The sequence below is a fragment of the Halomonas sp. A11-A genome (assembly GCF_003182195.1).
Taxonomy (GTDB): Bacteria; Pseudomonadota; Gammaproteobacteria; order Pseudomonadales; family Halomonadaceae; genus Halomonas; species Halomonas alkalicola.
This window is the reverse complement of sequence record NZ_QGTM01000003.1, coordinates 23213-44016: the sequence shown is the minus strand read 5'-3', so window position 1 is coordinate 44016 and position 20804 is coordinate 23213. Positions and strand designations below refer to the sequence as shown.

At 68.8% G+C, this 20804-nt stretch carries 19 protein-coding genes and 2 pseudogenes; 8 read left to right on the top strand and 13 right to left on the bottom strand.

What is annotated here, in order from left to right; translation table 11 throughout:
• Window positions 1-37: 37 nt before the first annotated feature.
• The 4 genes and pseudogenes from DER72_RS03555 to DER72_RS16355 form a co-directional block, all read right to left on the bottom strand.
• Complete coding sequence (locus DER72_RS03555; RefSeq protein WP_110068624.1) at window positions 38-736, bottom strand: pseudouridine synthase; 699 nt, start codon at window positions 734-736, stop codon at window positions 38-40.
• The gene (locus DER72_RS03550) at window positions 736-1551 is read right to left on the bottom strand and encodes an amidohydrolase (protein ID WP_110068623.1); all 816 of its coding nucleotides are present in this window, start codon (window positions 1549-1551) and stop codon (window positions 736-738) included. The genes DER72_RS03555 and DER72_RS03550 overlap by 1 nt, the downstream gene beginning before the upstream one ends.
• Window positions 1552-1629: 78 nt before the next feature.
• A complete protein-coding gene (locus DER72_RS03545) occupies window positions 1630-2586 on the bottom strand; it encodes a transposase (protein WP_258306190.1) in 957 nt (318 codons plus the stop codon).
• 145 nt (window positions 2587-2731) lie between these two features.
• Window positions 2732-2806: pseudogene (locus tag DER72_RS16355) on the bottom strand (helix-turn-helix domain-containing protein); the annotation flags it as partial.
• A 239-nt stretch (window positions 2807-3045) separates the two neighbouring features.
• Here DER72_RS16355 and rarD point away from each other — a divergent pair.
• Window positions 3046-3963, top strand: a complete 918-nt coding sequence (gene rarD, locus DER72_RS03540; protein WP_110068622.1) for an EamA family transporter RarD — start codon at window positions 3046-3048, stop codon at window positions 3961-3963.
• On the opposite strand, the gene DER72_RS03535 is transcribed toward rarD, so the two are convergent.
• On the bottom strand, window positions 3964-5676 hold the full coding sequence (locus DER72_RS03535; RefSeq protein ID WP_258306182.1) for a methyl-accepting chemotaxis protein: 1713 nt from the start codon (window positions 5674-5676) through the stop codon (window positions 3964-3966). It lies immediately after the preceding gene.
• Between the two features lie 209 nt (window positions 5677-5885).
• Window positions 5886-7159 (bottom strand): annotated as a pseudogene (locus DER72_RS03530) (O-acetylhomoserine aminocarboxypropyltransferase/cysteine synthase family protein).
• A 156-nt stretch (window positions 7160-7315) separates the two neighbouring features.
• On the opposite strand from DER72_RS03530, the gene DER72_RS03525 reads away from it, so the two are divergent.
• From DER72_RS03525 to csiR, 6 genes are all read left to right on the top strand, one after another.
• Window positions 7316-9028 carry a SulP family inorganic anion transporter gene (locus DER72_RS03525; RefSeq protein WP_110068621.1) on the top strand — a complete coding sequence of 571 codons (1713 nt, stop codon included), beginning with the start codon at window positions 7316-7318 and terminating at the stop codon, window positions 9026-9028.
• A 108-nt stretch (window positions 9029-9136) separates the two neighbouring features.
• Window positions 9137-10264, top strand: a complete 1128-nt coding sequence (locus tag DER72_RS03520; RefSeq protein WP_110068620.1) for an ABC transporter permease — start codon at window positions 9137-9139, stop codon at window positions 10262-10264.
• Window positions 10261-11070 carry an ABC transporter ATP-binding protein gene (locus DER72_RS03515; RefSeq protein WP_110068619.1) on the top strand — a complete coding sequence of 270 codons (810 nt, stop codon included), beginning with the start codon at window positions 10261-10263 and terminating at the stop codon, window positions 11068-11070. The genes DER72_RS03520 and DER72_RS03515 overlap by 4 nt, the downstream gene beginning before the upstream one ends.
• Window positions 11070-12008, top strand: coding sequence for an MlaD family protein (locus tag DER72_RS03510; RefSeq protein ID WP_110068618.1), 939 nt, complete (start codon window positions 11070-11072; stop codon window positions 12006-12008). The genes DER72_RS03515 and DER72_RS03510 overlap by 1 nt, the downstream gene beginning before the upstream one ends.
• Window positions 12005-12610, top strand: coding sequence for an ABC-type transport auxiliary lipoprotein family protein (locus DER72_RS03505; protein WP_110068617.1), 606 nt, complete (start codon window positions 12005-12007; stop codon window positions 12608-12610). Before DER72_RS03510 ends, DER72_RS03505 begins: the two co-directional genes overlap by 4 nt.
• Before the next feature lie 162 nt (window positions 12611-12772).
• Window positions 12773-13462, top strand: a complete 690-nt coding sequence (gene csiR / locus DER72_RS03500) for a DNA-binding transcriptional regulator CsiR (protein ID WP_110068616.1) — start codon at window positions 12773-12775, stop codon at window positions 13460-13462.
• A 3-nt stretch (window positions 13463-13465) separates the two neighbouring features.
• Here the strand turns inward: csiR and sugE are convergent, their stop codons facing one another.
• The gene (gene sugE, locus DER72_RS03495) at window positions 13466-13780 is read right to left on the bottom strand and encodes a quaternary ammonium compound efflux SMR transporter SugE (protein WP_162899980.1); all 315 of its coding nucleotides are present in this window, start codon (window positions 13778-13780) and stop codon (window positions 13466-13468) included.
• 259 nt (window positions 13781-14039) lie between these two features.
• Between sugE and DER72_RS03490 the strand changes: the two genes are divergently transcribed.
• Window positions 14040-14249 carry a hypothetical protein gene (locus DER72_RS03490; protein WP_110068615.1) on the top strand — a complete coding sequence of 70 codons (210 nt, stop codon included), beginning with the start codon at window positions 14040-14042 and terminating at the stop codon, window positions 14247-14249.
• Window positions 14250-14320: 71 nt separating this feature from the next.
• Here the strand turns inward: DER72_RS03490 and DER72_RS03485 are convergent, their stop codons facing one another.
• The 6 genes from DER72_RS03485 to DER72_RS03460 form a co-directional block, all read right to left on the bottom strand.
• Complete coding sequence (locus tag DER72_RS03485) at window positions 14321-15277, bottom strand: biotin-dependent carboxyltransferase family protein (RefSeq protein ID WP_181395599.1); 957 nt, start codon at window positions 15275-15277, stop codon at window positions 14321-14323.
• Window positions 15274-15999, bottom strand: coding sequence for an allophanate hydrolase subunit 1 (locus tag DER72_RS03480; RefSeq protein WP_110068614.1), 726 nt, complete (start codon window positions 15997-15999; stop codon window positions 15274-15276). The genes DER72_RS03485 and DER72_RS03480 overlap by 4 nt, the downstream gene beginning before the upstream one ends.
• Window positions 15996-16751, bottom strand: a complete 756-nt coding sequence (locus DER72_RS03475; RefSeq protein ID WP_110068613.1) for a 5-oxoprolinase subunit PxpA — start codon at window positions 16749-16751, stop codon at window positions 15996-15998. Before DER72_RS03475 ends, DER72_RS03480 begins: the two co-directional genes overlap by 4 nt.
• 132 nt (window positions 16752-16883) lie before the next feature.
• Entirely contained in the window at window positions 16884-17555 is a 672-nt protein-coding gene (locus DER72_RS03470) for a hypothetical protein (RefSeq protein ID WP_110068612.1), read from the bottom strand.
• 58 nt (window positions 17556-17613) lie between these two features.
• Window positions 17614-19464 (bottom strand): protein kinase, encoded by a 1851-nt coding sequence (locus DER72_RS03465; protein ID WP_110068611.1) that lies wholly within the window; start codon window positions 19462-19464, stop codon window positions 17614-17616.
• 4 nt (window positions 19465-19468) lie between these two features.
• Window positions 19469-20791, bottom strand: a complete 1323-nt coding sequence (locus DER72_RS03460; RefSeq protein WP_110068610.1) for a 2-oxo acid dehydrogenase subunit E2 — start codon at window positions 20789-20791, stop codon at window positions 19469-19471.
• Window positions 20792-20804: the final 13 nt, after the last annotated feature.

Below are 20804 nucleotides of genomic sequence, written 5' to 3'. Positions count from 1 at the left end.
TCTGGGTGCTGCTGACCAACCCGGTGCAACATCCGGGCTAGAAGGCGGCGATTTGGTCGGCGGTGAGCTCGCGCCACTCCCCTTCGGGCAGCTCACCCAGCGCCAACGGACCGATGGACTCGCGGTGCAGGGCGACCACGTGGTTGCCGATGGCGGCGAACATGCGCTTCACCTGGTGGTACTTGCCCTCGTATAGGGTGAGCTCGGCGACCGTCGGCTCGCGCATGGCAAGCTCCGCCGGGCGGGTGGGTGTCTCCTCACCGTCGAGCACCACGCCCTCGGCGAAGGCCTCGATGGCGCGCGCCAGCGCATCGCCCTCCAGCGGCTCGGCCAAGGTGACCCGGTAGACCTTGCCGCAGCGGTGCTTGGGGGAGGTGACCCGGTGGGACCACTGGCCGTCGTCGGTCAAGAGCACGAGCCCGGTAGTGTCGACGTCGAGACGCCCCACCGGCTGCAGGCGCTCCACCTTGGGCAGCTCGATCAGGTCGATGGCCCGGGGATAGAGGGTGCGCCGGGCGGTGCACTCCACCCCTGCAGGCTTGTGGAGCATCACGTAGCGCAGCCCCACCAGGGTCAGGGGCGCGTCGTTCCAGATCACCCGGCTGGCCTCATCGATCTGGGTGGCGGGGTTCTTGACGATCTCGCCGTCGACACTGACTTCGCCGCGATGCAGGGCCTTCTTGGCCAGGCTGCGGGTCAGGTCGGTGGTCTCGGAGAGGAAGCGGTCGAGGCGCATCAGAAGCCGACTCCATCCGAGAGGATGAAGTGGTCGGCGTCGCGCCAGGCGGGAAACTTCTCCCGAAAGGCCTTGAGCTCGTCAAGCGACAGGCTGCCGGTCTTCACGAAGACGCGGCCTTCGGGCTCGTCGATCAGCGCCTCGCCCTTGGCGTCGATCAGCATGGAATCGCCGGCGTAGGGCAGTCCGTTGGCGTCTTCGCCGACGCGATTCACGCCGATCACCGGGCAGAGGTTCTCGATGGCGCGGGCCTGCAGCAGGGTGCACCAGGGGTGACGCCGCGGGGCCGGCCAGTTGGCCACGCAGAGCAGGGCGTCGTACTCGAAGTGCTCGCCGGGGGCCGGCTGCTGGCGCAGCCAGACCGGGAAGCGCAGGTCGTAGCAGACGCTGAGCAGGAGCCGGAAGCCCTTGAGCTCGACGATCACCCGCTCGTGGCCCATGGCGTAGCGCTCGTGCTCGCCGGCCATGCGGAACAGGTGGCGCTTGTCGTAGGTGGCAAGCGACCCGTCGGGGCGTGCCCATACCAGGCGGTTGAAGTAGTCCCCGTTCTCCACCACCGCTACGCTGCCGGTGACCACGCAGCCGCGCTGGCGTGCCTGCCCCTGCAGCCAGGCCACGCTGCGGCTCTCCGCCATGGGCTCGGCCATCTCCCGAGAGTTCATGGTGAAGCCGGTGGCGAACATCTCGGGCAGCACGATCAGGTCGGTATCGGCCTGACCGAGGCCGCCCAGGGTCTCCTCCAACATCCGACAGTTGGCATCCGGGTCTTCCCAGCGCAGGTCGCACTGCACCAGGGTCACTCTCAGCTCGCTCATGGGCCGCTCCTGCTCGATAGGTGATAGTGACAGCAAGCGTGACTGCTCCCCGCCCTAACGGGCGAGGCTTCCCACTTCTCAGGCAGCAACCGGCGACATGCCGGACTTACGCAAGCCTCCATGGGCAGAGACGGACAGCCCTTCCGCCTTCAGCTCGATAATGCCTTGATGCTTGATGTTCAGCGCCGCGTTGATGTCCCGGTCGTGCTGTGTGTGGCAGGCGGGGCACTCCCACGACCGGACGTTCAACGGCATGGCGTCCATCTTGTGCTGGCAGACATGGCAGGTCTTGGAGCTGGCAAACCACGGGTCGATCTTGACCAGATGCTTGCCCTGCTCCTTGGCCTTGTAGTCCAGCTTGGTCACCAAGGCATGCCAGGACGCATCGCCGATGTGCTTGGCGAGGCGGGCGTTCTTCATCATGTTGCGGACCTTCAGCGTCTCGACGATCACCGCTTGGCTGTCGTCAACGATCTGTCGAGAGAGCTTGTGCTGGAAGTCATGGCGGGCATTCGCCAGCCGCTCGTGCGCCTTGGCGACGAGTAACCGTGCCTTGGCCCGATTGGCGCTGCCCTTCTTCGTGCGGGACAACGCCTGCTGCTTGCGCTTGAGATTTTGCTGCGTCTGCTTGAGGAAGCACGGATTGGCGATCTTGCGGCCGGTGGAGTCAATGGCCAGATACGACAGCCCCATATCGAGGCCCACGACCTTAGCGGCGTCAACGTCCTTCAGCGGTGCCGGGGCAGCCTGCTCAGTGTCAAACAGCAACGAGGCGTAGTGCTTGCCGGTGACGGTACGGGTCAGGGTGATGCTTTTCAGCCTGCCCTCGACCTGGCGATGCATCCTGGCCTTGATCGGCCCGAGCTTGGGGACCTTGATCCAGTCGTCGCCGGCCTTGACGCCGACGCAGTGATAGCTGGACTGCTTGCCCCGCTTGCTCTTGAAGCGCGGATAGCCGGCTTTCTGCGCGGGGTCGAAGAAGCGCTGGAAGGCATGATCGAGGTTGAGGCACGCCTTGCTGGAGGGCGATGGAATCCGCCTCTTTCAGCCATCCGTACTTGCGCGATTTCTTGGCCACCGGGAGCAGCTTTTTGATGTCGTGCTTGGCGCTCAACGACTGGCCGTGGCGCTGGTAGCGATGGGACATGATGCGAAGGCCGGTGTTATAGACGAAGCGCACCGCGCCGAACTGGCGGTTCAGGAACTCCGCCTGCTCGGTCGTGGGGTAGAGTCGTACCTTCGTAGCCTTCAGCATGGCGCGCCATTGATGCATAGATATATGTACAGCTTATGCCGCCGGGCCCCATACCGCAAACCCAGCAGCGCTATCGCGCTGCCCGCTTGTATCCCCGCCCGAGTGGGCGAGGGTTTACGCGGATTTTTGCTAACTCAGGCCCGGAGCCACGTCAGCCGCCCCGTGGCGGCAAGGCCAATAGCCTGCTAACGTACAGCTTTTCCCGTCACCTTATACGCCGCCCTGGCCACGAGACCCCGATGCGCCCATCGCCGAGCCCTGCCCCCGATCGCGAACCCGCCAAGGGGGTCGCCTTCGGTCTCTCCGCCTATATCCTGTGGGGCTGCTTTCCGCTCTTCTTCGCCCTGTTCCAGGGGGTGCCGGCCTTCGAGATCCTGATCCACCGGATCCTCTGGTCCTGCCTGTTCCTGGTGGGGCTGGTCACCCTGCTTAAGCGCTGGGCACCGGTCCGCAAGGCTCTGAGCGAGCCGCGCCGCCTGGGCAGTGTGCTGGGCTGCGCTCTGCTGATCGCGATCAACTGGGGGCTCTACATCTATGCGGTGGAGACCCGCCAGGTGCTGCAGGCGAGCCTGGGCTACTTCATGACGCCGCTGGTCAACGTGGCGCTGGGGATGCTGGTGCTGCGCGAGACCATGCACCGGCTGCAGGCGGCGGCCGTGGGGCTCGCCGCCGTGGCAATTCTGATCCAGCTGCTGCTGCTCGGAGAGCTGCCGTGGATCAGCCTGGGGCTCGCCTTCTCCTTCGGTACCTACGGGCTGCTGCGCAAGCAGGTTCCGCTGGACGGCCTCTCGGGGCTCTTCGTGGAGACCTTGCTGCTGCTGCCGCTGGCACTGCTGACGCTGGCCAGGCTGGTCCAGGTCGACCTCTCCCACTTCCTGGGAGAGCCCCGCACCACCCTGCTGCTGATCGCCAGTGGGGTGATCACCGCCCTGCCCCTGCTGGCCTTCGCCGGCGCGGCCAGGCGGCTGCGCCTGGCCACCCTGGGTTTTCTGATGTACATCAACCCCACCATCCAGTTCGGCATCGCCCTGCTCGTGTTCGGCGAGCCTCTCACGGCGGTGCAGCTGGCCACCTTCTCGCTGATCTGGACGGCGCTGGCGCTCTACACCTGGTCCGCCTGGCAGGGGCGCGCGCGGCGCGAGATGGCCGGGGAGTGATCACGACAGGGCTTCTTGCTGCCGCCGCGCCGGATCCGGCGAAGCTCGCACCTCTGGATCCGCCGCCTGCAGCTCGCCCTCGAAGGAGGACGGCACCTGCTTCGTGTTCGTGTCGTGACTCTCGAGCACCGGGGAGTAGCCGACCCGAAAGCCGCCCCAGTGCTTGCCCGCCACCATGAGTGGCACCGACAGGTCGTGCATGATTTCACCGGTGTCACGCTTGTAGGTCTGCAGCAACAGCGGCTGGCGGTGACTGCCGCAGCGCTTGCCGGTCGGGTCATCGAAGATCCGCTTGCTGCGGCTGAACTTGAGATCGTGCGCGAGATCCCCGGTGGGAGGATGGCTGACGGCCAGGTTGTGGGTCGGCACATAGCCGTTACGATCGCAGCTGATGGCGTAGGCCAGGCCATATGCCTTGAGCAGCGGTTCCTGCACGCCAGGAAAGAGACGGTCGCAGCACTCGTCATAGCGCGTCCGATACTTGGTGGGCTGGGTATCCGGCACCGGCTCATAGCGGTCGTCGAAGAGCTGATCGATACTCAGCTCCCCGCGGCGCAGCGCCTTCTCCAGCAGTCCCTGCAGCTGATCCGCCGCCTGACGTGCCACGCGATAGACCTGCTGATGGCGGCCATCGAGACGCTGCTGGGCCAAGGCCGCCTCGACCTCTTCGGCGCTCTGCATCAGGGCACGGGCCTGGCACGCCAGACTGTGCATGTCGCGGTTGCCCTCATCGACCTCCCGGGACAACGACTGCAGGGTGCCGGCAATCCGCTGGCTATGGTGCCTCGTGTCCTCCATGGCGGTGGCGATCTCGGCAATCTCGCGCTCCACGCCCTGCACGCTGTGGTTCATGGCGGTGAGGCGCTCCCCCACCGTCGTTATCTCGGCCGCCTGGTGCCCCACGCGCCCCATCAGCGAACCGATGTTCTCGACCACCTGGTGAATGCTCACGCCGATATCGCTTACCAGGGATTCGACGTGGCGGGTCGCATCGGCCGTCCGCCCGGCCAGCGCCCTGACCTCGCCTGCTACCACGGCAAAGCCGCGCCCGTGCTCCCCGGCCCGCGCCGCCTCGATCGAGGCATTCAGGGAGAGCAAGTTGGTCTGCTCGGCGATCTCCTCGATCATGGCGGTGACCCGCTTCACGCTGCCGGCCTTCTCCTCCAGGGAACCGAGCTGCGCCAGCGCCTCGGAGGAGCGCTCGGCCAGCGCCTGCATCTCGGTGATCACCGCATCGAGTTGCTCTCGACTCGCCTCGCTCCCCTCCCGGGAGCTGGTCGCCAGCCGGGCGACCTGACTCGCCCCGCTGGCCACCTGCTCGATGGCACTGCTGATGGCCGTCATGCTGGTGGAGGCGTCATGGACAACGCGCTCCTGGCGCGTCAGCCGCTGATCGAGGCGATCGGCGTGGTGGGAGACCTCGGCGGAGGCGATGGCCGCCACGCCGGTGCGCCCTACCAGGTCATGACCCAGGCGGCGCAGGGCCAGATAGTCCTGCACCGAAGGCAGCCAGGCTCGCCGCCGAGCCTTCAGCTCCGCGGCAGGCAAGGCGTAGACCCTTAGCATCCTGGCATAGAGGGCCAGGGCGCCGGCCACGGCGGCGAGCGGCAGGGCAAGCCAGGGAGTCCAGGGAGACACCCCGTACTGGGTGACCACGCCGGCCGCAACGGCCACCAGCGCGGCCAGAAGATGGATGAAAAGCTGCATCGCCATGCGCCCCATACGTTGATGTTATTTCAGGACCGCAGCTTAGTCCCTTCGGCGCCGGGTGAGACCTGCACTTTGGCCTGACACACCATGGTAGGACTCAAGTTCTGACAGCGTTGGACGACAATGGCGAACACACTTGCCCTGCATCAACAAAGCGGCGCCGTCCCCCTGCCAGGACAAGGGGACGGCGCCGCTCTTGGATGACGAGGTAATCAGCGCTGGCTTGCGGCCAGGGCCTGATCGAGGTCGGCGAGGATGTCGTCAATATGCTCGATGCCGATGGAGAGGCGCACCATGTCCGGCGTCACCCCCGCCTTGACCAGCTCCTCGTCGTTGAGCTGGCGGTGGGTGGTGGCGGCGGGAATCGATGAGCAGGTCTTGGCATCGCCGATGTTGACCAGGCGCAGGATCATGCCCAGGGCGTCGTAGAAGCGCGCGCCGGCCTCGCGGCCACCCTTGATGCCGAAGCTCAGGATGCCCGAGGCGCGCCCGCCCATGTACTCCTGGGCCAGGCCGTGGTCCTTGTGGCTCGACAGACCCGCGTACTTCACCCAGGTCACCGCGTCGTGGCCCTCCAGGTACTCGGCCACCCGCTGGGCGTTGTCACAGATCCGCTCAATGCGCAGCGCCAGGGTCTCGAGCCCCTGCAGCAGGTTCCAGGCGGCCTGGGCGGAGAGCGCCGCGCCCATGTTGCGCAGCGGCACCACCCGGGCGCGGCCGATGAAGGCGGCCTCGCCGAGATCCCGCGTGTAGCAGACCCCGTGGTAGGAGACATCCGGCTGGTTGAGCAGCGGGAAGCGCTCGGCGTGCTCGGCCCAGGGGAACTTGCCGGAGTCGACGATCACCCCGCCCACGGTGTACCGTGGCCGCCGATGTACTTGGTGGCCGAATGGATCACGATGTCGGCGCCGTGCTCGATGGGACGCCACAAGAAGGGGGTGGGCACGGTATTGTCTACGATCACCGGTACGCCGTGGCGATGGGCCACCTCGGCCAGGGCCTTCATGTCCACCACGCTGCCCGACGGGTTGCCGACGCTCTCGCAGAAGACCGCCTTGGTGCGCGCATCGATCAGCGCCTCGAGGCCGGCCAGGTCGTCCTTGTCGGCGAAGCGCACCTCGATGCCCTGGCGCGGCAGGGTGTGGGCGAAGAGGTTATAGGTGCCGCCGTAGAGCTCGCTGATCGAGACGATATTGTCGCCCGCCTCGGCGATGGTCTGGATGGCATAGGTGATGGCGGCCATGCCCGATGCCACGGCGAGGCCGGCGAGCCCGCCCTCCAGGGCCGCCACGCGCTGCTCGAGCACCGCACAGGTGGGGTTCATGATCCGCGAGTAGATGTTGCCCTCGACCTTGAGGTCGAAGAGGTCGGCGGCGTGCTGGGCGCTGTCGAAGGAGAACGAGGTGGTCTGGTGGATGGGCACCGCCACCGAGTGCTGGTCGTCGGGGGCATAGCCGTGATGCAGGGCGATGGTTTCGCGCTTCATGAGGTGTCCTTGCGGTTGTTGTGGATGAGCCGATGTGGATGATCCGGCGTGGGTGGTGGGCCGACACGGCCATTTCACCAGATCTAACCCACTCTGAACACGGCCACGCATATCGTTTAGTCTCTAGGGTCACTCCCTACGCCGAACGAAGAACGGATGCTCAAGCGCTACCTGCCGATTCTCACCTGGCTGCCCCACTACAACCGCCGGCTGGGTGGCGCCGACCTGCTGGCCGGCCTGATCGTCACCGTGATGGTGATTCCCCAGTCACTGGCCTACGCCCTGCTCGCCGGCCTGCCCGCCGTGGTGGGGCTCTACGCTAGCATCCTGCCGGCGGTGCTCTATGCGCTGCTCGGCACCAGCCGAACCCTGGCGGTGGGGCCGGTGGCGATCATCGCGCTGATGACCGGTGCGGCCCTCTCCGGGGTGGCCACCCCGGGCACCCCGGAGTACCTGCAGGCGGCCCTGGTGCTCTCACTGCTCTCCGGGCTGATGCTCGCGGCCATGGGCCTGGCCCGCCTGGGCTTCTTCACCAACTTCCTGAGCCACCCGGTGATCGCGGGATTTCTCTCCGCCTCGGGGCTCCTGATCGCCGCCAGCCAGATCGGGCACCTGCTGGGCCTCGAGGCGAGCGGCTACACCGCCACCACCCTGGTGGCCAACCTGGTCGGCCAGCTGGGGCAGGTGCACTGGCCCACCCTGGCGCTGGGGGTCGGCACCCTGGGCTTCCTGCTCGCCAGCCGCCGCCACGCCAGGGGGCTGCTCCGGCGCCTGGGGCTGGCCGACGCCAGCGCCGCCCTGCTGGCCCGGGCCGCCCCGGTGCTGGCCGTGGCGGTCACCACCGGGCTCAGCTGGCAGCTGGGGCTCGCCGAACGCGGTGTGGCAGTGATCGGCTCGGTGCCGAGCGGGCTGCCGCCGCTGACCCTGCCGGGCTTCGACGGCTCGCTCTGGTATGCGCTGCTGATTCCGGCGCTGCTGATCAGTGTGGTGGGGTTCGTGGAGTCGATCTCCATGGCCCAGATGCTGGCCGCCCGGCGGCGCCAGCGCATCTCCCCCAACCAGGAGCTGGTGGGCCTGGGCGGCGCCAACCTGGCCGCCGCCTTCACCGCCGGGATGCCGGTCACCGGCGGGCTGTCGCGCACCGTGGTCAGCGACGAGGCCGGTGCCCAGACCCCCATGGCCGGGCTCTTCACCGCACTCGGCATCGGCCTGGTCACCCTGGCCTTCACCCCACTGCTCTACCACCTGCCCATCGCCACCCTGGCCGCCACCATCACCGTGGCCGCCCTGACCCTGGTGGATCTCCCCATGATCCGCCAGACCTGGCGCTACTCCCGGGCCGACTTCTCGGCCATGGCCGTGACCATCCTGCTCACCCTGGCGGAGGGGGCCGAGGCCGGCATCATCAGTGGGGTACTGCTCTCGGTGGCGCTCTTCCTCTACCGCACCAGCCGCCCCCACAGCGCCATCGTGGGGCTGATTCCCGGCAGCGAGCACTTTCGCAGCGTCACCCGCCACGAGGTGGAGACCCTGAGCCACGTCGCCTTCCTGCGCATCGACGAGAGCCTCTACTTCGCCAACGCCCGCTACCTGGAGGACACCGTCCATGAACTCGTGGCGCGCCGCCCGGGACTCGAGCACGTGGTGCTGATCTGCTCGGCGGTCAACCTGATCGACGCCTCGGCCCTCGAGAGCCTCGACGCCATCAACGCCCGCCTCAAGGAGTCCGGGGTGACCCTGCACCTGGCCGAGGTAAAGGGGCCGGTGATGGACCGGCTCAAGCGCAGCGACTTCCTCGACGATATCACCGGCCGCGTCTTTCTCAGCACCTACGCCGCCTGGCAGGCCCTGGGCAAGCCCCCGGAATAGACGCCGGAGCCTAGACCCGGGGGCATACATTGCTGTAGGTATCCGCTAGGATAGCCCCATGCCCGACGCTTCACGGACGTCGCCCCCGGGAGAAGGAAACGCCTGACCATGGCCTCGACAGACGCCCCTGCCGGCCGCATCGAGCTCGATAACGGCCGGCTGCTGATCACCGGCAGCTGGACCCTGGCGCATCATGATGCGCTGAAGGCCCAGCTGCGCCGCCACACTTCACTGGACTGGGAGGAGGTCGACCTCTCCGGCCTTGCCGGCCTGGACACCGCCGGGGCCAGCCTGCTGGTGGAACTGCTCGGGGCCGAGCGCCTCGAGGCGGTGGCCGAATGGGCGCCGGCGCTTCCCGAAGCGCGTCAGGCGCTGCTGGAGACCGTGGCCCGGGTGCTGCGCGAGCCGCTGACGCCCACCTCGCCAAGGCAGGCGCCCCTCACCGACTGGCTGGTCGACGTCGGGGATCGGGTGCTGGCCCTGTGGCGCCAGCAGCGCATGCTGCTCGGCTTCATCGGCCTGACCCTGACCACCCTGCTGGCCTGCCTGCTGCGCCCCTGGCGCTGGCGGGTCACCGCGCTGGTTTCCCACGTGCACCAGACCGGCCTCAACGCCGTGCCCATCGTGGCACTGCTCACCTTCCTGGTGGGCGCCGTGGTGGCCTTCCTCGGCGCCACCGTGCTGCGCGACTTCGGCGCCACCATCTTCACCGTCAACCTGGTGGCCTTCGCCTTCCTGCGCGAGTTCGGGGTGCTGCTGGCCGCCATCCTGCTGGCCGGCCGCACCGCCAGCGCCTTCACCGCCCAGATCGGCGCCATGAAGGCCAACGAGGAGATTGACGCCATCCGCGCCCTGGGCCTCGACCCCATGGAGCTGCTGGTGCTGCCGCGGCTGCTGGCGATGATGGTGATCCTGCCGATCCTCACCTTCATCGGCATGCTGAGCGGGATCCTCGGCGGCGCCCTGGTGTGCATCTTCATGCTCGATATCTCGGCCACCCAGTTCCTGCTGATCTTGCAGCGGGATATTCCCCTCAATCACTTCCTGGTGGGCCTGGGCAAGGCACCGGTGTTCGCCTTCCTGATCGCGGTGATCGGCTGCCTGGAGGGCTTCAAGGTCAGCGGCAGCGCCCAGTCGGTGGGCGAGCACACCACCTCGAGCGTGGTGCAGTCGATCTTCATGGTGATCCTGCTCGACGCCGTGGCCGCGCTCTTCTTCATGGAGATGGGCTGGTGAGCGGCGCCGACGACACGGTCATCCGGGTGCGGGGGCTGGCCAACCGCTTCGGCAGCCACGTGGTCCACGAGGACCTGGACCTGGACATCCGCCGCGGCGAGATCCTCGGCGTGGTGGGTGGCTCCGGTACCGGCAAGTCGGTGCTGCTCAGGAGCATCGTGGGGCTCAAGCGCCCCGACGCCGGGCGCGTCGAGCTGTTCGGCGAGGATCTCTCCGCCCTGCCCGCCCGCCGGCGCTCCGAGATGGAGCGGCGCTTCGGCGTGCTCTTCCAGCGCGGCGCGCTCTTCTCGTCACTCAACCTCCAGGAGAACGTAGCGCTGCCGCTGATCGAGCATGTAGGCCTCGGCCGGCGCGACGCCGAGGACCTGGCGCGCATGAAGCTGGCCCTGGCCGGGCTTCCGCCGAATGCCGCGCTCAAGATGCCCGCCGAGCTCTCCGGCGGCATGATCAAGCGCGCGGCGCTGGCGCGGGCGCTGGCGCTGGACCCGGAAGTGCTCTTCCTGGACGAGCCCACGGCCGGCCTCGACCCCATCGGTGCCGCCGACTTCGACCGCCTGATCATGACCCTGCGCGACGCCCTGGGCCTCAGCGTCTTCCTGGTCACCCACGACCTGGATACCCTCTATACCGCCTGCGACCGGGTCGCCGTGCTCTCCCAGCGCCGCGTGCTGGTGGCCGACCGCCTGGCGGTGGTGGAGGCCAGCGACGACGCCTGGATCCGCGACTACTTCCACGGCCCCCGAGGCCGTGCCGCCGCCCGGGCCGCCGCCTCCCACCCGCCGACAACCTCCGGGGAGAACACCTGATGGAAACCCGCGCCCACCACCTGGTGATCGGCCTGTTCACCGTCATCGCCCTCGTCGCCGCCCTGGGCTTCGCCCTGTGGCTCGGCAAGTCCGCCACGGACCGCGAGGTGACCTTCTACGAGGTCGGCTTCGAGAGCCCCGTCGGGGGCCTTGCCACCGGCAATGCGGTGCTGTTCAGCGGCATCCGCGTCGGCGACGTGGCCGATCTTCGCCTGGACCCGGACGATCCACGCCTGGTGCGCGCCCTCATCCGCATCGATGCCGATATCCCGGTGCGCGAGGACACCCGCGCCAGCCTCGCCCTGGCCAACGTCACTGGCAGCATGAACATCCAGCTGCGTGGCGGCAGCCCGGAGCGGCCGCGCCTGCAGGGAAGCCGCAGCGACCCGCCACTGATCCTCGCCGAGCCCTCCGCTCTGAGCTCGCTGCTCGCCGACGGCGAGACCCTGATCGGCGGCCTGAACCAGCTGATCACCAACGCAAACCGCCTGCTCGCCGAGGAGAACACCGCCCGGGTCGAGCAGATCCTGATCAACCTGGAGCAGCTCAGCGAGGAGCTGGCCGCCCGCAGCGGCGAGCTCGGGGCGGTGGTCGACATCGCCGACCGGCTGGGCGAGGAGGCCACTTCCCTGCTGCGGTCGCTGGCTGGCCTGAGCCAGAGCGCCGAAGCCCTGGTCGACGAGGATGGCCGCCAGGTCCTGGAGAGCGCCGGCCAGGCCATGGGCAGCCTGCAGGGCATGGCCCGCCGCCTGGAGGAGCTGCTCGGCAGCAATGAGGAGGCCCTGAGCCGCGGCATGCAGGGGCTGGGCGACCTCGGCCCGACCATCCGCGAGCTGCGTGGCACCCTGGACACCCTGGGGCGCATCACCCGCCGCCTGGAGGAGAACCCGGCCGACTTCCTGCTGGGCCGTGAACCGATCGAGGAGTTTTCACCGTGAGACGCCTGGCCCTGCTGCTGCTAGCAAGCACCCTCACCGCCTGCACCCTGCTGCCGGAGAGCGAGCCGCCCAGCCTTCACCTGCTGCCCGCCACCCCGCTTGCCCCCGCCCAGAGCGCCCCCCTGGAGGCACGCCTGCGGGTGGAGACCCCCCAGGCATCGGCGCTGCTCTCCGGGGCGCGCATCCTGGTGATGCCGGAGCCCAACCGCCTGCAGGCCTACGCCGGCGCCCGCTGGAGCGACCGCATCCCACTGCTGCTACGCGACCGCCTGGTGGAGGGGCTGCGCGACCGCAGCCGTCTGCAGGTTCAAGACGACAACAGCCCGCTGAGCGCCGATGTGGCGCTAGTCAGCGACCTGCGCGCCTTTCACAGCGTCTATCCGCCGACAGAGGCGCAGGGCTCGCCGGTGGCGGTGATCCGCCTCGACGCCAGCCTGGTGGACGAGAGCCAGCGACGGCTGCTGGCCGAGCGGCGCTTCGAGGTGCGCGAGCCCAGCGAGGGGGCCGCCGTGGCTCAGGTGGTGGAGGCCTTCGGTCGCGCCGCCGACGAGCTGGCCCGGGCCATCGCCGAGTGGAGCGAGGAGGTCATGGCGACACGCTGACGCCCGCCGGCCAAATGACGCCATTACGGCAGGATGCCGCCGATTATTCAGATCGGCGATGTTCGGCTATGATGTCGGCAAACGATGGCTTGGATAAGAACGGCTTGGACACGTACGGCGTGAATGAGTACGGCTCGAATTAAGTACAAGGACGCAGGCGGCATGGACACGACTCCCCCTCGGCAGAACCTCGGCATCAGCGCCTACCGCTGGCTCAAGCAGGACATCATCCGCGGGGCCTTCCGGCCCGGCGAGAAGCTGCTGATGAGCCGGCTCAAGGCGCGCTACGACCTGGGCGTCGGCCCGCTGCGCGAGGCGCTCTCCCAGCTGGTGGCCGAACGCCTGGTGGTAGCGATCAGCCAGCGCGGCTATCGGGTGGCCCCCATGTCCCTGGCCGAGCTCGAGGACCTCTACGACGCCCGTGCCCAGCTCGAGGGGCTGGTACTGCGGCTGGCCATCGAGCGCGGCGACGACGCCTGGGAGGCCGAGATCCTGGCCACCGCCCACACCCTCGCCAAGGTGATGGAGGTCAACTCCCCCGACGAGCTGCTCGACGTCTGGGACGCCCGCCACAAGGCCTTCCATACCGCTATCGCCAGCGGCTGTCGCTCGCCCCACCTGCTGCAGGTACGCGAGAGCCTGTTCGATCAGGTGGAGCGCTACCGCCACCTGTGGCTGCGCGAGACGGTCTTCTCGGAGCAGGCGCTCGAGCGCAAGCGTCAGGAGCACGCCGCCCTAGTGGAGGTGATCCTCGCCCGGGACGTGGAGCGTGCCAGCGAAATGATGCGCGAGCACCTGATGACTCCGGTGCCCATCATCACCGAGGTGATGACCCGGCAAGGCCTCGCCTGAGGCTCAGCCGGCCAGCTTGAGCCCGACCAGGCCGGCCAGGATCAGCACCAGGCTGAGCAGGCGCAGCGGCGAGGCGCTGTCGCCGTAGATCAGGATACCCAGCAGCACGGTGCCCACCGCGCCGATGCCGACCCACACCGCATAGGCGGTGCCCACCGGCAGCACCTTCATCGCCTGGGCCAGCAAATAGAAGCTGGCCACCATGGCCAGCACGGTCAACACGCTCGGCAGCGGCCGGGTGAATCCGGCAGAGGCCTTCAGCCCCAGTGCCCAGGCGACTTCCAGCAGGCCGGCCACGGCCACGAGAATCCACGCCATCTCGATGATGTCCTTTCCAGGCGAGGCCGTCCCCGCTGCGCAGGCGCGCACCGGGTCGTCCCGGGCGCGTAGTTCAAGGATCTGCTCGAGCCGGGCATGCTAGCACCCGGGGCGAGGAGTTCAAGGGGCCGCACCCGCTGTCACCCTGCCGTCATCTCGCGGTGGCAGGCTCAACGTAAGGAAGCGTGACAGGATAAAACATCCGTTTTATCCTGAGGAAAACACCCCGCCCGAGGATGGGCCTGTTGGAGACGACGAGATGCCTCACCTGCTGAGATTTTCCCGCGATCTGGAAGCCCGCCTCGAGACCCTGGCCGAGACCACCGGCCTGAGCAAGAGCGAACTGATCACCCGCTGCGTCGAGGGCGGCATCACCGCCCTGGAGACCCAGCTGCTGCCCACCGACAGGCACCCGCCCGCCGAGCGCAGCATCGACCAGGTGCTGCGGGAGAGCGGCCTGGGGGCGTGACGCCAGGATCTCCCTCGACGGGGCCCGGCCACGGCTGAGCCAGCACCTCCCGCCAGGCGCCTTCGCCCCGTCTACCCCTGTGCCAGCTGGCCGTGAAAGCGGCGCAGTGCCGCCAGTGCCTGCTCGCTCGAGCCCGCCACCAGCCTCACCTCCTGCCCCGGCAGGCACTGGGCCAGCCGCGAGGCGGCCAGCGGCGTCAGCGCCCCCAGCCGCGGATAGCCGCCGATAGTCTGGCGGTCGTTGAGCAGCGCGATGGGCTGGCCGTCCGGCGGCACCTGCACGGCCCCGAGGCCGATCCCCTCCGACACCAGCGAGCCGATGCGGCACTGCAGCCGCGGCCCGGTCAGCCTCACCCCCATGCGGTCGGCGCGGTCATCCACCCGCCAGGCCGAGTTGAAGGCCTGGAACAGGCTCTGGCCGGTGAAGTCGCTGATCTGGGCGCCGGGCAGCAGCGCAAGCCTGGCCGGAGCGCGATAGTCGGGTCGTAGCGCCTCCGGTGCCTCGGTCGGCCCATCGATGCCCCGGGGCTCTCCCACCGTCAGGCGATCCCCTTCGGCAAGCCGGCTGCCGCGCCCGTCGAAGCCGCCCAGCCCCTCGCGCACCACGCAGGCCACGCTGCCCAGCACCGGCTCGGCGACGAAGCCGCCGGCCACCGCCAGGTAGGCGCGCAGGCCATTGACGGGGGCGGTGAAGACCAGCCGCTGCCCCTCCCTGCAGGTGACGCGCTGCCACATCGGCAGAGGTTCGCCCTCCAGGGTGACCCCCAGGTCGGCGCCGGCCACGGCAAGCGTCAGGTCACGCTCGGCCACCAGGGTCAGGCCGCCGAAAGTGACCTCCAGCGCCGCCGCGCCCCAGGGGTTGCCCGCCAGGCTGTTGGCCCAGGCCCAGCCGTGGAGGTCGGCCGGCCCGCCCTGGGTGACCCCCAGGCGGCGCACACCGAAGCGTCCGGCATCCTGCAGCAGCGCGAGGGGGCCGGCACGCTCGACGCGAAATCCGATAACGGTATGCTTTCCTTTATCGCGACTCATCGGCCTGCCTCCATGGGCGTGGTATCGCCCCCCTCGGCCTCGAAGGCCTGCCGGTCCACCGGCACGAAGCGCACCCGGTCGCCCACCCGGAGCAGGCTGAAGCCCTCCCGGTCGCGATCGAAGAGCCGCGCCGAGGTACGTCCCAGCAGGTGCCAGCCGCCGGGGGTGACCGCCGGGTAAGCGGCGGTCTGGCGCCCGGCGATGGCCACGCTGTTGACCGGCACGCCCTTCCGGGGCGTGTCGAGCCTTGGCACCTCCAGGCGCTCGTCCAGCAGCCCCATGAAGGCGAAGCCGGGCGCGAAGCCCAGTGCGAAGACCCGATAGTCGTGGCCGGCGTGGCAGGCGATCACCTCGTCCACCGTCATCCCGACCCGCTCGGCCACCCGGGGCAGGTCCGGCCCCACGCTCGGGTCGTACCAAGTGGGCAGCTCACGGACCTCGCCGGCATCGGCCTGCTCTTCCGGGGCGAGATCGCCCATCAGCCCGAGCAGACGAAGGCGGGCCTCCTCGGGGGAGAGCCTGAGCGGGTCGAAGACCACCAGCAGGGTGGTATAGGAAGGCACCAGGTCGACCAGCGCTTCGCCGAAAGCCGCCTCGCAGCGCCGCGTCAGCGGGGTGATCCAGGCCAGGTTGGCCTCCTCGATGCGTTCGAAGAGCCGCACCATCCAGCCGTCCAGGCCGGCGGACTCCAGCCGCGGCAGCCCTGCGCACTCCCCCCTCATGGGCCCGCCTCGATCTCGTCGAGGGCCTGGCGGATCGCCCGCACCGCAGCGATGGACTCGGGGTTGTCGCCGTGCACGCAGAGGGTATCGGCGGCAAGCACCAGTTCGCTGCCGTCCCTGGCGGTGAGCGGCTGGCCGGTGGCGATACGCCGCGCCTGGTCCACGATCACCGCCTGGTCATGATGCACCGCTCCCGCCTCGCGCCGGGAGACCAGCCGCCCCTCCCCATCGTAGGCGCGGTCGGCGAAGGCCTCGAACCACAGCGCCACCCCTTCAGCCTTGGCCAGCGCCCGGGCCGCCGAGGTGTCGCGAGTGGCCATGGTCATCAAGGGCAGCGCGGGGTCGAAGGCCAGAATCGCTCGCATCACCGCGGTCATGATCTCCGGGTCCCGGGCCATGTCGTTGTAGAGGGCACCGTGGGGCTTCACGTAGCTCACCTCGACCCCCTCCGCCCGGCACATGCCGTAAAGCGCCCCCAACTGGTAGAGCACCAGGTTCTCGACCTCCTCGGCCGAGCAGGCCAGGGAGCGGCGCCCGAAGCCGACCAGGTCCGGGTAGGCCGGGTGAGCGCCGATGCGCACCCCGTGCTTCTTCGCCAGGCGCACCGTCATGCGGATCACGTCGGGGTCCGAAGCATGGAAGCCGCAGGCGACGTTGGCCAGGTCCACGTGGGGCATCACCTCGTGGTCGAGCCCCATGACCCAGGGGCCATAGCTCTCCCCCATGTCGGCGTTGAGCAGGATAGGTGTCATGGAGTCTCTCCTTGTGGAACAGGATTGGGCCCGAGCCCTAGTCGTTGTTTTGGGCGTTGCTGTCTACGTTGTTGTCCGGGTTGTTATTGTTGGTCGTTTTCCGTTGGTCGTTTTCCGTGTACCGCCGTCGGCTCATGAATCGAGGATGCCGCCCCTGCGGGCGAGGGCGTGCCTGAACCGCCACTGGCTGATCAAAAACAGCGTCGCACTGACGCCCATGGAGGCCAGCAGCGCGAGCAGGAAGACCGCCATCGGAGGCAGATGGCCGACCAGAGTCGCCGTCACCACGCCGAAGGCCACCAGGCTCAGCATGCCCTTCTGGGCCATGCTCACGGTGGCACGCGCCACCTCGGGACCGTAGCGCTCATGCAGGGTCCAGCCAATGGTAAACAGCCCCACCGGAAACCCCACCAGCATGCCGGAAAGCAGCGGACCCGACTTGACCGCCAGGGTGGTCGCCACGCTCACCAGCACACCGGCCAGCAGGCCGCGCAGCGCCAGATCGAACCAGCCGGATCGTGCCACGACGACGGGCTGGCGCAACCTGAGCCCCCGCCTGACTCCCTCCGCCAGCAGCAGCATGGCAAAGTACATCAGCACCGCGACCCCCACCCCTCCCGGCACCCGCGTGAACAGCAGGGCCGCGGGCACCCAGCAGAGCGTGGCGATACCCAGGCAGGCCAGGGGGCTCAGCCGTCCGGCGGTAACCACGAAGCTGATGCTGAACAGCAGGGTGGCGACCAGCGCATGCAGGGTCGAGAGCGCCGCGGCCTGGATGAACTCGGTCGAATGCTCCCGAAGCATGAAGAAGTAGCCGGGGCCCAGGATGATGGGGTCCCGGCGATGAACCGCTGAACCGGGGTCAGTCGCCCTCTGCCCTGCGAGCCGATTCCCGCAGCGCGGCGCGCGGGTTGCGCGGATAGAAGCGCTCAGGCTGGCGCTCCACGTGGGGGAAGAAGCGGGTGTCCTTGTAGGGCATCTTCATGAAGCCGGAGACCCCGAGCCCTTCGATCAGGCCCACGGCGTCGAGGATGTCCTCCAGGCGGCGGCGGAACTCCGCCTCCCGGGAGGGGTCGAGCAGGCGGTAGTAGCTGTGGATCTTGAGGTGAGCCGGCAGCGCCTCGAAGATGATCATGCCGGTGTGGTGGATCTCGTTGAGTGCCTCCAGGGAGGTGATGATCTGCTCGGGCAGTATCAGGAACTCCTCGGGGTCGGGGCCATCCTCGAAGTAGCTGTGCAGGCGGCTGCGGTCCTCCAGCTCCGGCATCGCGCTGACCTCGTAGGCCAGGCGCATCCCGGGCTCCAGCCGGAAGGGCTGCTCCGGCCCCTCGCGATCCAGGTGCAGGGTGTCCCGGGCATTGAACAGGCAGCTCTTGAAGATGCCCTGGCGGTAGATGGCCCGGGCCAGGTGGACCATGTTGTTGACCGCGGCGATGAAGGCCGGGCGCCGCTCGGCGTCGTGCAGGTTCAGCGAGGTGTCAATATAGACCCCGTCGGCCTCCCAGCGCACCGCCAGCCCCCCCACCACCGGGTAGCGCCCCAGCCGGCTCACCGCGGCCAGGAAGGCCTTCTCGGTCTCGCCCATGCCCTGCATGAAGTTCTTGTAGTAGCGATCGAGCTGCACGTCGTTGACGTCGCTCAGGGTCTCCGGCGCCCCCTCCTCGCGCAGGAAGGCCTTGCGCGAGCTGTAGACCACGGTGTCGATCTCGCGCTCGGCCGGTCGCACCCAGACCGGCACCAGCGCCTGGGGCGGCGTGACCGGCAGGTCGATCACCACCAGTCGGGCGAGCCTGGGCATCTCGCGGATGAAGTGGTCGCCGGCCCGGTGGCGCTGGCGTGGATCGGGGTCGAGCATGCCGTCGAGCATGCGCGCGAACTCCACCGGCAGCCCCAGGGAGGTGGCGGGAATGGCGCGGTGGCCGAAGCGGCAGGACTGCGCCGAGGCCAGCGCATAGAGGGTGCCGGCGGCCCCCTGCTCGTCGAAGCGCGGCGAGGAGAGCGCGCCATTGAGTTGCTCCTCGCCGATGAAGTAGACATCGCCCAGGCGGGCATTGGTCTGCTGCAGGTTGTCGGACATCAGCTCCATGACGTTGGCCGCCACGAACTGCTGGTTGGCGTCGAGTTGGGCGAACACCGAGGAGCCCCAGTCGATCAGGGCGATGTTCTCGGTGGCGGCGTCGAACACCAGGTTGGAGGGCTTGATGTCGCCATGCACGATGGGCCGGCCCACCGGGCTGGACTCCCGGCGCAACGCGCGCAGGATATCGGCCAGTTGGCCGGCGATATGCACCACCAGGCGCGGCGAGAGCCGCCCCTCGCGCAGCGACACCTCCTCCAGGTTGAGGCCCGGCGCCCGCTGCATGACGAGGATCGACTGGTGGCGCACCCGCTGGTAGGCGATCAGCTTCGGGACCCGGGGGTGGTCCACCTGCTCCAGCATGAAGGCCTCCTCCTCGAGGCGGTCCTGGAGATGCTGGGGCAGGTTGACCCGGGTGAACTTGAAGACGTACTCGTCGCCGAGCGCGGTGAGCCCCGCGAAGACGAAGCCGTAGGCGCCCTTGCCGATCAACGCGATCTCCCGGTAGCCCAGCTGCTCGAGCTGGGCCTGGCACAGCGCCACCCACGCCTTGAGCTTGCGGGCGTCGTGGTGGCTGAGCAGGTAGATCGACTGCTCTTCCGGGATATAGAACTGCTGCAAGGGCGCCTGGGTCATGATGCTACGCCAGATGCAGAAGCATGGTCTCGGGTGCCTCCAGGAAGCCCTTCCAGGCGTTGCAGAAGCGCGCGATGGTCCCGCCATCGATGAGGCGGTGGTCGCCGGCCCAGGTGACGGTCATGATTCCGCGGCGTCTTACCTCGCCGTCGGCATCGAAGCGCGGCAGCCACTGGGTCTTGCCGATGGCGACGATCGCCACCTCCGGGGCGTTGATGATGGGGGCCGCATAGGTGCCCCCGAGCGCCCCGATATTGGAGATGCTGATGGTGCCGCCCTTCAGGTCCGCCTGGCTCACCTTGCCGGCCCGGGCCGCCTCGGTGAGGCGCCCCACCTCCTCGGCCACCGACAGCAGGCTCCTGTGCTCCACCCCCTTGACGTTGGGGACCAGCAGGCCGGCGCGGCTGTCCACCGCCATCCCCACGTTGACCGAGTCCAGGTAGTGGATCTCGCTTTCGTCATCGCTGAGCCGGGCATTGAGGATCGGCGCCTCGCGCACCGCCAGCGCCATCGCCTTCATGAAGAAGGGCATCAGCGTGAGACGCGCACCCTCGGCCTCGGCCAGGGGCTTCAACCGCTCGCGCAGCGCCAGCAGCTCGGTGACGTCGATCTCCTCGCCGTACTGGAAGTGGGGAATGGTGCTGGCCGCCTCCACCATGCGCCTGGCCATGACGGCGCGAACGCCGCGCAGGGGCTCCACGCGTATCTCCTGCCGGCTACCGGCGTCGGTTGCCGCGGCGCCCTCCGCGGCTCGGGCGTCGGGGCCGCCCTCCTCCAGGTAGCGCAGCACGTCCTCCTTGAGTACCCGCCCCTGGCGGCCGGACCCCGGCACCGCCTCGAGGTCGAGGTCGTGCTCGCGCAGCAGGCGACGCACCGCCGGGGCGACCGGAATGCGCCCGTAGGGGCCACGGCCCGGCTCGGCTCTCTCCTCTTCCGGGGCCGCCTCCGAGGCGTCGGGCGCCTGCCCTTGGCGGCTCGAGGCCCGGTCGGCAGTGCCCTGGTCGACCGTCGCCCCTGGCGCCTGCGCGGCGGCGCCGGTGTCATCGGGCGTCGCTTCCGGCACGGCCGCGGGCTGCCCCTCGTCCGCCTCCCCCTCCGCCACGTAGCCGAACAACGGCGCGTGCACCTTGGCGATCTCGCCCTTCTGCACGTAGAGCCGTGTCACCCGCCCCGCCTCGGGGGCGGTGATCTCCACCAGCGCCTTGTCGGTCATCACCTCGACCACCGGCTGGTCCTCCTCGATCACGTCGCCCTCGGCCACGTGCCACTCCACTACCTCGCACTCCACGATACCTTCGCCGATATCGGGCAGCATGAAATCGCTCATCGTCTTGTCTCCC